Source organism: Undibacterium sp. Di24W (genome assembly GCF_049340325.1).
Classification (GTDB): domain Bacteria; phylum Pseudomonadota; class Gammaproteobacteria; order Burkholderiales; family Burkholderiaceae_D; genus Undibacterium.
The window spans coordinates 366921-379144 of sequence record NZ_JBMPOP010000005.1 but is presented as its reverse complement, the minus strand read 5'-3'; the positions used below and the strand labels follow the sequence as shown (position 1 = coordinate 379144).

11 protein-coding genes are annotated in these 12224 nt (G+C 45.8%); 7 read left to right on the top strand and 4 right to left on the bottom strand.

The annotated features are described in order from the left end of the window. Window positions 1–300: 300 nt before the first annotated feature. The 3 genes from ACO0KZ_RS13190 (at window position 301) to ACO0KZ_RS13180 (ending at window position 3713) form a co-directional block, all read left to right on the top strand. Window positions 301–1707 carry an alpha/beta fold hydrolase gene (locus ACO0KZ_RS13190; protein WP_422995887.1) on the top strand — a complete coding sequence of 469 codons (1407 nt, stop codon included), beginning with the start codon at window positions 301–303 and terminating at the stop codon, window positions 1705–1707. Window positions 1708–1873: 166 nt separating this feature from the next. Beyond that, the gene (locus ACO0KZ_RS13185; RefSeq protein WP_422995885.1) at window positions 1874–2917 is read left to right on the top strand and encodes a sensor histidine kinase; all 1044 of its coding nucleotides are present in this window, start codon (window positions 1874–1876) and stop codon (window positions 2915–2917) included. Between the two features lie 40 nt (window positions 2918–2957). Beyond that, entirely contained in the window at window positions 2958–3713 is a 756-nt protein-coding gene (locus ACO0KZ_RS13180; protein ID WP_422995883.1) for a LytR/AlgR family response regulator transcription factor, read from the top strand. 391 nt (window positions 3714–4104) lie between these two features. Here the strand turns inward: ACO0KZ_RS13180 and ACO0KZ_RS13175 are convergent, their stop codons facing one another. Together ACO0KZ_RS13175 and metK are read right to left on the bottom strand one after the other, a co-directional pair. Beyond that, window positions 4105–4968, bottom strand: coding sequence for a DUF2817 domain-containing protein (locus ACO0KZ_RS13175; RefSeq protein ID WP_422995881.1), 864 nt, complete (start codon window positions 4966–4968; stop codon window positions 4105–4107). Window positions 4969–5042: 74 nt separating this feature from the next. Then, complete coding sequence (metK, locus tag ACO0KZ_RS13170; RefSeq protein ID WP_422995879.1) at window positions 5043–6221, bottom strand: methionine adenosyltransferase; 1179 nt, start codon at window positions 6219–6221, stop codon at window positions 5043–5045. Window positions 6222–6495: 274 nt separating this feature from the next. Between metK and ACO0KZ_RS13165 the strand changes: the two genes are divergently transcribed. The 3 genes from ACO0KZ_RS13165 to ACO0KZ_RS13155 all read left to right on the top strand — a co-directional run bounded on the left by ACO0KZ_RS13165 (window position 6496) and on the right by ACO0KZ_RS13155 (window position 9298). Continuing rightward, the gene (locus ACO0KZ_RS13165) at window positions 6496–7356 is read left to right on the top strand and encodes a lysophospholipid acyltransferase family protein (RefSeq protein ID WP_422995877.1); all 861 of its coding nucleotides are present in this window, start codon (window positions 6496–6498) and stop codon (window positions 7354–7356) included. After that, the gene (locus ACO0KZ_RS13160) at window positions 7353–8252 is read left to right on the top strand and encodes a lipid A biosynthesis acyltransferase (RefSeq protein WP_422995875.1); all 900 of its coding nucleotides are present in this window, start codon (window positions 7353–7355) and stop codon (window positions 8250–8252) included. The genes ACO0KZ_RS13165 and ACO0KZ_RS13160 overlap by 4 nt, the downstream gene beginning before the upstream one ends. An 80-nt stretch (window positions 8253–8332) precedes the next feature. Further along, on the top strand, window positions 8333–9298 hold the full coding sequence (locus tag ACO0KZ_RS13155; RefSeq protein ID WP_422995873.1) for an alpha/beta fold hydrolase: 966 nt from the start codon (window positions 8333–8335) through the stop codon (window positions 9296–9298). Between the two features lie 67 nt (window positions 9299–9365). On the opposite strand, the gene phhA is transcribed toward ACO0KZ_RS13155, so the two are convergent. Together phhA and hppD are read right to left on the bottom strand one after the other, a co-directional pair. Next, window positions 9366–10250 (bottom strand): phenylalanine 4-monooxygenase, encoded by an 885-nt coding sequence (phhA, locus tag ACO0KZ_RS13150; protein WP_422995871.1) that lies wholly within the window; start codon window positions 10248–10250, stop codon window positions 9366–9368. A gap of 121 nt (window positions 10251–10371) precedes the next feature. Then, on the bottom strand, window positions 10372–11490 hold the full coding sequence (hppD, locus tag ACO0KZ_RS13145) for a 4-hydroxyphenylpyruvate dioxygenase (RefSeq protein WP_422995869.1): 1119 nt from the start codon (window positions 11488–11490) through the stop codon (window positions 10372–10374). 214 nt (window positions 11491–11704) lie between these two features. On the opposite strand from hppD, the gene ACO0KZ_RS13140 reads away from it, so the two are divergent. Next, the gene (locus ACO0KZ_RS13140; protein WP_422995867.1) at window positions 11705–12205 is read left to right on the top strand and encodes an Lrp/AsnC family transcriptional regulator; all 501 of its coding nucleotides are present in this window, start codon (window positions 11705–11707) and stop codon (window positions 12203–12205) included. Window positions 12206–12224: the final 19 nt, after the last annotated feature.

Sequence of the window (12224 nt, the reverse complement as noted above, 5' to 3'; positions counted from 1 at the left end):
TCTATTTCATTCATCTCTTGCGTGCTTGCATATGCACTGAAACGGGCTAGCGCATGAATGCTTTCAATGGCTTTCCCCTTCGCAAATGCGCGATCTATCGATGTATTTAGCTCGCTTAATTCAGACGTTTTTGACGCTAGTAAAGCGAGCATCTTGTTTTTGACCTCATTTCGTTGCATCGATTTCTCATTTCATCACAATTGACGTCCCAACCGCATTCTTACTCGGCATGCTTACGATCTATTCGAGCTTGTTTAATTACAGGCTTGCTCACTCAATCCATAAACAAACGAGTTAGACGTGAAAATAACATTTCAAAACATAACCGCAACATTGATATTGGCGACGGTTAGTCTGGTCGCTCAGGCGACCGACTTCGTGTCTTGCGACGATGCAAAAACACATGCTGCACTCAAAGGAAGTGTATGTGCAAAAGTGGAAACGCTGCTTAATTATGAAAAACCTGATGCGGGCAAGGTTTCACTTTTCCTTAGAAAATTTCCTGCTACAAACAAAGCTAAAGGAACTGTGTGGTTTGTTACTGGTGGGCCTGGCGAATCGGGCGCATCGATGTATGCACAATTAAGAACGCTAAGACGCGGCTTTCCCAACTTCGACCTGATCATACCTGATCATCGTGGCACTGGTTACTCTACTCGACTATGTCCATTAGAGGAATCAATAGAAAGCCCCGGCGGAAGTCGATTGTCTGGTGCAGAATGGGAAACATGCTACGCTGATATTGGCCGCAATGTTGAACGTACTATGCAATTCTCTATCACGAATGCAGCACATGATTTGAGCGCCCTCATTCAACAAAATCCGTCGACAAAACCGGTCTACGTGTACGGTGTTTCATATGGTACTCAGTTAGTCTTGCGCCTATTTGAATTTGGCCCTTTGCCAATCAAAGGAATTATTTTGGATTCCCTCGTACCTTTACAAACAGCACCGAAATGGGATTTAAGTCGTCGCTCGGAAGTGGTTGATGATATTGGGCGAAAACTACTGAAACAGTGTGATGAAAATAAGGATTGTCATCGAATGATGGGAGCGCGAGGCGAACAGGTTCTTTCCAGCCTACTCGAAAAAGTGAGATTAAACCCAGAAATAGTAAGTAAGTTACAAGGTGGGAACCTAAAACGTTTTCTAGGTAGCTTGCTCGATTTCCCAGAGCTACGCGCCCGTATTCCCCATTTGATCAATGACCTCAATAGTGGAAGCGACAAGGAACTCACATCGATATTAGAACAATTGGCTGTACTCCAAGATTCTCTTGGGGACTTCCCTCAACTTGCGCCGTCGATTCCTTTAACGGGATATATCTCTTCCTCAGAAAACAATCTGCGCCCGGAACTGACTCTGGCGGACCTTCAATTAGAAGAGAAAAAATTTCTTTTTACAAGTGGCTTACCTAGCTATCTCGTTAAACCTTCACTACCGTTATATGCGCATGATAAGTACTTCGGCAAAGATGATGCGCATTTGCCTCCCACACTGGTACTTCAAGGCACGATGGACCCAAAAACGCATTATGATGGAGCACTCGAACATATACAGTTGATGCGTGCGCACGGCAAAGTAAGTTTAGTGACAGTCTTAGATGCACCACATTTCATAGCGATGTTTGCGCCGGACTGTTTTGCGCGTGTCAATCGTGCGTTTGTCAAAGGAAAGTTAAAAGAAAATCAAACCTGCGCGATGTGAGATTTCTCTCGCATCATTTGACAATTTCATCGACGCCCGTTGCTTGCTCGCATCGACAAATTTTAACGAAAAGAATAATCGCTAAATGCTCTCTAAATGCAGGCTAAATGAGGGCAAATAATAAGTAAAAAATGGATAGACTTATGCGTGGAGATAGGTGGCAGATATGAGCAGAATGTGGCGCAACTATTGTTTGGCATGGATTTTTTATACCTGCTTTCTTAGTGTCATGATGCAAACTGAAAATATTTTGCAGGGGCAGTTTGATCTCATTGGATTCTTCCGGATCCTTCGTGACATGTTACCGGCGGGGGTATTCTTGGTGGTTGTTTGGCCAATCAGCGGTTACTTGGAACGAATACAGATCAATACTGCGAAGCTGGTCGGCGCACACTTATTCTTTGCTATCGCTTTTGGCGCTGGACAGCTTTGCTTAATGCTTATTTTTAAAGACGGGCCTTCTGCACGTGACCTTTCTTGGTATATGTGGCCTTTTCTTTACAATATGATGGGGTACGGTATCATTGCCAGCGTATTTCATGGAGTTCGTGCAACAGCTGCCGCGCGTTTACAAATGATCGCGATAAATCAAGCGCAAAACTTACTGGTCGCGGCGGAATTAACCGCTTTACGCAATAAACTGAATCCCCATTTTTTGTTCAATACGCTGCATTCCATCATTGCACTAGTGCGTAAGGATGCGAAAGCTGCGGAGGCGGCTTTGTTTCGTTTCTCCGACATGTTACGCTACATTTTAGATACAGAAAAAAGTGGCAGCGACCGCGTGACTCTCAATGATGAACTGCAGTTCGTCCGTGATTATTTAGATTTGGAATCCTTACGTTTAGGCACACGTTTGCAAGTGAACTGGGATCTCGACAGTAAGGTGACAGGTGTTTCTTTGCCCGCGCTATCGATACAACCCTTGGTTGAAAATAGTATTAAACATGCGTTTAACCCACGCAGCCAGCCTGGTAATTTGCGCATTTTCAGCCATTACGATGAAGAAAAAAGACGCTTAAAAATTGTAATCTCAGATGACGGTCCGGGTGCTGATATAACGAGTATCGCGAGCGCGACGGGAATGGGGATTAGGACGGTGGAGCGACGTTTGATGTTGGAATACGGTGATCAGGCTGAATTTAAAATACAAACAGAACCCGGTGCAGGGTTTAAGGTGAGCTTTAGTATTCCTACGCAAGCCAACTGATTGCAATAAACTTGGCTGCATCAATTGAAATGAGAATGATATGAAATCCACTTCTACTAAAACCGCCTTCATTGCCGAAGATGAACCACTTGCCAGAGAGAGTTTACGTGATGCGATAAGTCAACGTTCAGAGCTGCGTTTGATCGGCGAAGCAGCCGATGGTAAGAGCGCTTTAGAACAGATCAACTTGTTGCTGCCAGAAGTCGTGTTTATGGATATACAAATGCCAGAAATGACCGGGCTAGAAGTATTGGAGCGACTAAACTACAATCCTCATATTATTTTTACGACTGCCTATGACCAATATGCGGTCGCTGCATTTGAATTGAATGCAGTCGATTATCTACTAAAACCGTTTAGCCTAGAGCGATTTGATGCAGCGGTCGATCGTTTGCAAACAGAAGAAGCTAGCGCGCCGCATAACAGTATGATTGATGCACTGCAGGCGGTGGCAGAATCCAACAAAGCGCCCTTGCAACGCATCTTAGTCAAAGATAGGGGTCAAATTTTTCCCGTTAATGTGAACGAAATTGCCTATCTCAAATCGGACGTAAAATATACCGGTATTTATGTAGGCGATAAAACGTATTTGGTTCGATTAGGGCTATCGGAACTAGCAGATCGCTTAGATCCACAACGCTTTGTGCGTATACATCGATCGGTCATGGTGAATTTGGATTTCGTTGAATCGATGAAAGCGGATGATCAATCGCAGTTGGTTTTGCACATGCGTGATGGCAGTGTATTATTAGCCAATCGCGATGCATCCAAAATGCTTCGGGATATGTCAATTTGAGATCGCTTTGGGAAAGCGAGATTCGACAGATATTCAGGCGCCTCGAGTATCTATCCTAGTGTTCAACAATGGACGAGCGCCGCGCCGTTTGCATGAGAAAGCAAGCTGAAAATCTTGACCGCAAGCGTCACCGCGGGAGCGAGAAAAACCAAAGGCATAGATGTCACATGCAAGGTAGGTGTTAATCGCGCTCTCGACATAAAGTGCAGATATTTATATATTACCTAGACCATAAAATTACTACGTTTTGCAGGATTCACCGGAATATGACGGGTTTAAGGAATCTTGAAAGCTTGCACAACCAAACAACAAAGCTGAATTACTTCCTGCAAACTTCATATTTTTTGGTGCACCATAAAGTAAGGTCTACGCATCCCGTCCTTTGAGAGAATTACTTTTTACGGCCAGGAATATTATTGCGTATCCAAACCTGCATATCCTGCCAAATACGCGTCACCTCAACGTCCAATGGCATCTTTAATGCATGCGGCAGCTCTATGGTCAAAACAGGGATGTCTTGATGCATTCCACCGTAATTACCAAGTGACCCCGGATACACGCCTACTCGGTTATAAAGGAGACGTCCAAAGCGCCGCGGTGGCTTTGCAGGGCCATCAAGATCAAGCACACCAAAAGGCGCGTGGACTGAAACTATTACATGTGGTTTGTAGCTTTTGATCGTCTCGAAGATCCAACGACTTTCAGGCTCCGAGATCGGGGCATTCCCGGGAAAACGACGCGGATCGCTCTTGGTTTTCTTTTCCCAATAAGCTCGCGCTTCTTTGTCCCAATCGGGCGTAGGAAAATTACGATTCAAATCAACACCGTGCGCATTAACACGCTTCCTCGCCAGCAAACCATCGGGATTCACAATCGGAGCTACTTTCCATTGAAACTCCTGTGGGCGATTTTTTTGCAGCGTTTCCATCCACTTGAATACTACAGACGATGCCGTATGTTCATCGCCATGAATACCACCGATGAGCAAAATACGCACCGGTGACTTCCGCTTCGCTTCGCTACCAAAATCGCGCGTCATCAAAGCCAGACCATCGACCGACGACACACCGCTACTGACGAGCTTGGCACCCCGACAATCAGCAAGACTCACTTTAGGTAGGCGAGGCGTCACCCGCTTGCACCAGTCACTCAAAGCAGTGCTTGTAACACTTACTGTCGCTTCTGTATTCTCTGCTGGAATATTTGCAGACACAGGCGAGGCCAATGAAAAGAGCGATGCGCTCAGCAGCCACATCGCTCGTTTTCTTATGGATCTAATTTTCTTGTACACGAATATGCCGTACCAAATTAGTTTTGAATTCCCAATAATTACAGACCAGCCGCTGCACGCAGGATTTGCGCCTTGTCGGTACGTTCCCAAGTGAACTCAGGTTCCTCGCGACCGAAGTGCCCATAAGCCGCGGTTTTTTGATAAATCGGACGTAACAAATCCAACATTTGAATAATGCCACGGGGACGCAAATCAAAGTACTCGTTGACCAATGCTGCAATTTGATCATCTGGAATCACGCCCGTGCCTTCGGTGTAGACCGTCACATTCATAGGACGTGCCACGCCTATCGCGTAAGCCACTTGAATCTGGCATTGTTTTGCCAGGCCAGCTGCCACGATATTCTTCGCCACGTAACGCGCCGCATAAGCAGCGGAACGATCGACCTTAGTCGGATCTTTACCAGAGAATGCACCACCACCATGTGGACATGCACCGCCGTAAGTATCAACGATGATTTTGCGACCCGTTAAACCACAATCGCCTTGTGGACCACCCACGACAAAACGACCTGTCGGGTTGATCAGGAATTGGGTATTTTTCAACCATTCTGCTGGCAATACCGGACGGATAATTTCTTCAACGATCGCTTCGACAAAGGACGGCTTCATCTTATTGCCGTCACTTTGATCCGGGCTGTGCTGGGTTGATAATACGACCGTATCGATGCTATGCGGTTTACCATCAACATAACGCATCGTGACCTGGCCTTTGGCATCTGGGCGCAAGAAAGGCAAACGTCCATCTTTACGCAACTGTGCTTGACGCTCGACCAAGCGATGCGCATAGTAAATTGGTGCAGGCATGAGCTCTGGAGTCTCGTCACAAGCATAACCAAACATCAAACCTTGATCACCAGCGCCGATATTTAAATGATCGTCAGAGGCATGATCCACACCTTGCGCGATATCATTCGATTGCTTGTCATAAGCGACTAAAACAGCGCAGCCTTTGTAATCGATACCGTATTCGGTATTATCGTAGCCTATACGCTTGATCGTATCGCGCGCGACTTGAATGTAATCAACGTGTGCGTTCGTCGTGATTTCACCTGCCAATACGACTAAGCCAGTATTGACTAAAGTTTCAGCAGCTACGCGAGAACGTGGATCTTGTTCGAAAATGGCATCCAAAATCGCATCAGAGATCTGATCCGCAACTTTGTCTGGGTGTCCTTCAGAAACGGATTCTGAGGTGAAGAGAAAATCATTTGCCATCGCAGGCTCCTATAAAATGTGACGTTAAGTCGCAGTAAGACAGAGTTCCTGCGACGCTTTAGCGAAATTTATTACCCGCTTCGCAAGTTGTCTATTTAACTCGGCGGGGGCAATCCAAATTTGATTTCAATACCTTGGAATCATTTCATTCAGTTGCCAATATGTGCTATTTTACGCCTCTTATAGAATTCGTGTCGAATCGCCTTAGATCTTTGAGGTGTATCAATATGAAAATATCCACCATTCTTAGTATTTCACCATCATTCCCAGACTCATGCTAATTCGTCTGTTCCGCTTTTTAGCGGTTTTTCCTTTGCCCTTTTTGCACTTTATCGGTGTTGCCCTAGGCTATCTGGTCTATATGCTGTCACCTAAATATCGCAAGCGTATGCGTAGCAATATGGCATTAGCTGGCTATGAAAACGAAGTTGGCGTCGCGCTGCGAGAAGCGGGCAAAAATATTATGGAGTTACCCTTAATTTGGTTGGGCAAACCTGAACGCCTGGCTGCTAAAGTGACTTTGGAAAATTGGGAAATCGCCCAAGCTGCCATTGATGCAAAAAAAGGCGTGATCTTTTTGACGCCGCATTTAGGTTGTTTTGAATTATCAGGCAAGTCAATTGCCTTGCGTACCAAAATGACAGTCTTATATCGCCCACCACGCAAAGAAGCGCTCAAGCCTTTACTTGAAGATGCACGCGCCTCCAGCGGCATGTTATTAGCGCCTGCTAATCTCTCGGGAGTACGTGCCTTGGCAAAAGCTTTGAAAAAAGGCGAGGCGATAGGCTTATTGCCAGATCAGGTGCCGCAGGAAGGTGAAGGTGTATGGGCAGATTTTTTTGGACAAGCTGCTTACACCATGACTTTGTCGGCTAAATTGGCTAGCATGACTGGCGCACCTATCATTTTGACGTATGCCGAACGATTGCCTCTCGGACGCGGCTTCGTACAACGTTTTGTACCATTTGAAGAATCTTTGGATGGTGATTCGGCACAACAGGCGCGAGCGATAAATACGGCGATGGAAAAACTTATCGCGAAAGCACCCAGTCAATATTTCTGGAGCTATCATCGTTATAAAAAACCAGATGGTGTGGCGGGCCCTGACGATATTCAAGTACAGGAAAACGCATGAGATTTGTTTTAATTATTATGTGGCTGTTGCACTGGTTGCCGCTGCCCATCTTGGCACGTATTGGTGAAGGCTTAGGTAGCTTGTTGTTTTTAACGTTAAGACGTCGCCGCCATATTTGCCTGACCAATCTGCGCCTTTGTTTTCCAGACATGCCTGAAAGTGAACGGGTAAAGATCTCGCAGCGCCATTTTCAAGTTTATGTGCGTAGCGTATTGGAGCGTGGCATTTTGTGGTGGTCTTCGGAACAACGCCTTCGCAAACTGATACATGTCGACTACAGCATGCCCATGGCTGAGATGGTCAGTAGTCCAACGATCTTCATGTGTCCTCATTTTGTCAGCCTAGACGTGGCAGGCGTTGCCGTTATGCTGGAGTCTTCTTTGTGTTCTATCTACACGACACAGCGCAATAAGACCTTTGACAAAGCACTGCGTCAAGGACGTTCACGCTTCCGTGCGGTCAAACTATTCTCCCGTGCCGAAGGCGTCAAACCTATCATTCGCGCCATGCGTGACAATCTGCCGTTCTTCATGTTACCGGATATGGATTTTGGTCCTAAAGATGCAGAATTTGTTTCATTCTTTGGCGTCCCCGCCGCGACCTTAACTGCATTGCCTCGCATCGCCACAGCGACTCATGCAAAAGTGATTCCTGTGATTGCTAGCATACGCCCCGGATACGATGGCTGGGATGTTAAATTTGACCAGCCTTGGCGTAATTATCCGCACGACGACATCGTCAGCTCAACCCGTTACATGAACGCCTATATCGAAGCAGAAATTCTGAAAATGCCAGCCGAATATTTCTGGACCCATCGCCGGTTCAAGACACGACCAGAAGGCGAAGCCAACGTGTACAAAGATTCGAAGAACAACTTTCAGGATACACATCACTAAAATACCGTGTATCAATCGATAAAGTCCTTGGCGTAAATTCAAGTCACTTTATTTTGCAGTAACTATAAGGAATAGAAACTATGAAACTCGGCCATCGCGTTGCTCTGTTGTTCGCTTTAGTAGGTGCTGCATTATATGGTTACTATCAAATCAAAAACCCTGAGAAACTGGCCATTAGCGATAGCGCACGCCAAGGCGCGGGCGGCGCATTCGTCAAGCTCAGCGATGGCGTCACTCACTACGAAGAAGCCGGCCCCAAAGAGGGCCGCGTTGCGGTTTTAGTTCATGGTTTTTCCGTACCCTCTTACATATGGGACCCTACTTTTGCTGCCTTACGCGATGCGGGCTATCACGTGATCCGCTTAGATCTTTATGGTCGTGGCCTATCCGACAGACCCGATGCGCAATACGACGGCGCAATGTACTCAAGGCAAATCAATGAGCTGTTAGATCATCTACAAATCAAACAGCCCATCGACTTATTTGGACTTTCTTTTGGAGGCTACGTAGTCGCACATTTTGCGGCTAATTATCCTCAAAAAATTCGTAGTCTGGTTTTAGTTGATCCTAGTACCAAACGATCTGCGCAAAACCTGATCTTAGAAACACCTTTACTCGGTGCCTATCTATTTCAAGTCGTCGAATTGCCAGGCAAAGCAGAAGGTCAAAATTCGGATTTCCTGCATCCAGAGCAATTCCCCGGATGGGCAGATCGATATCGTCCACAGATGCAATACTACGGTTTCGGACGCGCTTTACGACGCTCCGCCCTGCGCTTATCAAACGCTGATTTTCCAGCAATGTACGCAGCCATTGATCAAGCGAAGATACCGGTGTTGCTGGTTTGGGGTAAACAAGATCCGACACTACCTGTCGCCAATGCAGATAATGTGAAAAGTGCGATCGCGAATCTTGAGTATGTAGAAGTTGACCAATCAGGTCATTTACCCCACATGGAGCAAACGGCGATTTTCAATTCGAAGATGTTTGCTTTTTTAGACAAGCATTCGATTACTGCGACTGCCGCAGGTAAAGCTCAGCCATAGCATTCAAAAAAAAGCAGTGACCTATAATCGAGGGCACTGCTTTCTTTAGATACGCACGATGTAAATATCAGTGCGCGGGCAACAATTCAACCTCCCCATCAAGCAAAGTATTCGCTGGCAATACGTCCATCGATTTTAGCTTTTCATAGATAGGCGTGAAATCTGGGGCAGTACCATCAAACAATTGCTGATAACTATCGATCACAAAATAAGTCTCTTGATACGAATCGATCTTATATAAGGTACGCAAACAACGCTCTATGTCTAGACGAATGTGGCGTGAGGTTGTTCCAGGTGTCAGGCAGAATTCTACTTCTCCACCAGAAGACAAAATACCAGCGCCATAAATTCGAACGCCCGCTGGCGTATTAATCAAACCAAACTCCACGGTGTACCAATACAAACGCGCCAATTCGTCCAGCCCGCCGAGTCGCATCGCTTTTAAACCGCCTTGACCATAACGTTGCATATAGTCAGCGAAGACCGGATTAAACAACAGAGGGACGTGACCAAAGAAATCGTGAAATACATCAGGTTCGACGATGTAATTAAATTCTTCTGGTTTGCGCAGCCAAACGGTCACTGGGAAACGGCGATTCGCCAAATGATCAAAAAAGGTTAATTCAGGAATCAAACCTGGCACCGCGACTATCGTCCACCCCGTAGCCGCGAACAATGCCTTAGAGGTTTTTTCAAACACGGGAATACCCGCACTAATGTCCATTTTAGCCAGTGCTTCTATGAACTCATCACAGGCACGTCCCGGCAATAAGGCTGCCTGACGTTGATACAGCTTGCGCCAAAGTTCATGCTCTTCTTCGGTATAAGCTGACCAGTCTTGTTGTACGACATAATGCGCATCCATATGCTCGTAGTCGCCACGCAAAGCTGCGCCGTTTGATTTCTCCGCGACAGTGGCAAGAAAGTCTTCATTTGAAACTGAGGTTTCCATTTTTATCTCCAAAAAAAAGCCAACATGGATGTCAGCTTTTTTTAATCTACGAATAATACTTAGCGCGCCTTAAGCTGCGGCCTTAAGCTGCGGCCTTAAGCTGCGGTCTTAAGCTGTGCCATTACGCTGTAGCTTTAGTATCATCTTTCAATACGCCACGACGTATTTGATCCAGTTCAATCGATTCGAACAACGCGCGGAAATTGCCTTCGCCAAAACCTTGGTCACCTTTGCGTTGAATTACTTCAAAGAAGATAGGACCGATTACTGTGGTCGTGAAAATTTGCAATAACAACTCACGTGAAGTTTCTGTGCTCTTACCGTCCATCAAGATACGCAATTTGCGCAACTCTTCGACGTTCTCACCGTGTCCTGGCAAACGACGGTCAACCAGATCATAGTAAGTATCTATCGTGTCTTGGAACGTGACGCCAGACGCCTTCATATCCGCGACTGTTTTGTACACGTTATCAGTACCCATAGCGATATGTTGTACGCCTTCGCCATGGTACAAATCGAGGTACTCAGAGATTTGAGACTTATCGTCTGAAGATTCATTGATAGGAATACGGATTTTGCCGCAAGGTGATGTCATGGCTTTTGACTTCAAACCAGTCAATTTGCCAGCGATATCGAAGTAACGAATTTCGCGGAAATTAAAATAAGTTTCGTAGAAATCAGACCACTCTGCCATACGGCCACGATGCACGTTATGTGTCAGATGATCGATGTAAGTAAGACCATTGCCTTTGTGATGCGGGTCGGCACCTGGAATCGCCACAAAGTCAGCGTCATAAATACTGATATTACCGATAGCACCTTCTGCAGCACCATCTTTACCCTGCCAACGATCCACAAAATAAATCAAAGAATCGCCGATACCTTTGATCGCAGGAATATTCAATTCCATAGGGCCAGTTTGATTATCAAAACCCCAAGCACCTAACTCCAATGCACGCTTATAAGCAAAATTAGCATCTTTAACGCGAATGGCAAATGCGCAGACAGAAGGACCATGCTTACGTGCGAAACGCTGTGCAAAAGAGTCTGGTTCAGCATTGATGAGGAAGTTCACATCGCCTTGGCGATACAGAGTGACATTCTTGGTACGGTGTTTCGCAATGGCCGCAAAACCCATTTCTAAAAACAATTTTTCCAGTTCTTTTGGATCAGGTGCGGCATATTCGATAAATTCGAAACCGTCTGTCCCCATAGGGTTTTCCCAAGTTTGTAAATCCATTTTCATCTCCGAGGTTAAAAGTTATTTTTGTGGCGCGCAATGCCAGCCCGTGATTCTCGATTCATTGACCTATAACACTCAATAAAACGGTTTTCCTGCGCCAAATCAATTGATCAGTATAAAGCTTAGATTACGCCATAAAATTCCAAAATACTGCACACATTCAACCATTTGAGCAATAATATTGCCGTCAATATCAAATATAGAGCATAAAATGACGAAAATTGAATTAGATAAAATTGACCGTAAGATTCTGGCGATTTTGCAGGTCGATGGCAGACTGACCAATCAAGAGGTGGCAGAAAGGGTCAATCTATCGCCCTCGCCTTGCTTACGTCGTATCAAAAGATTAGAAGATGCCGGTGTAATCCGCAAGTATGTTGCGCTGATTGAAGCAGAAAAAATTGGTTTGGGCTTACTGGCCTATATTAATGTACGCCTAGACAAGCATACTGATACGCCGTCTAAAGGCAGCACGCGCTCACCACGCATCGACTTTGCAGCCTCAGTAGAACAATGGCCAGAAGTCGTCGCCTGCTATGCCATGACAGGAGAAATGGACTATTTACTACGGGTGCGGGTTGAGGATATGAATCACTTCTCGCGCTTCATGATGGACACACTCTTAAAACATTCGGCAGTCTTAGATGTAAAGTCCAGCTTTGCCTTGCAAGAGATAAAAGATACGACGGCATTACCGGTGGGCGGCAGCTGAGTAAATGGAAAGGATGAGG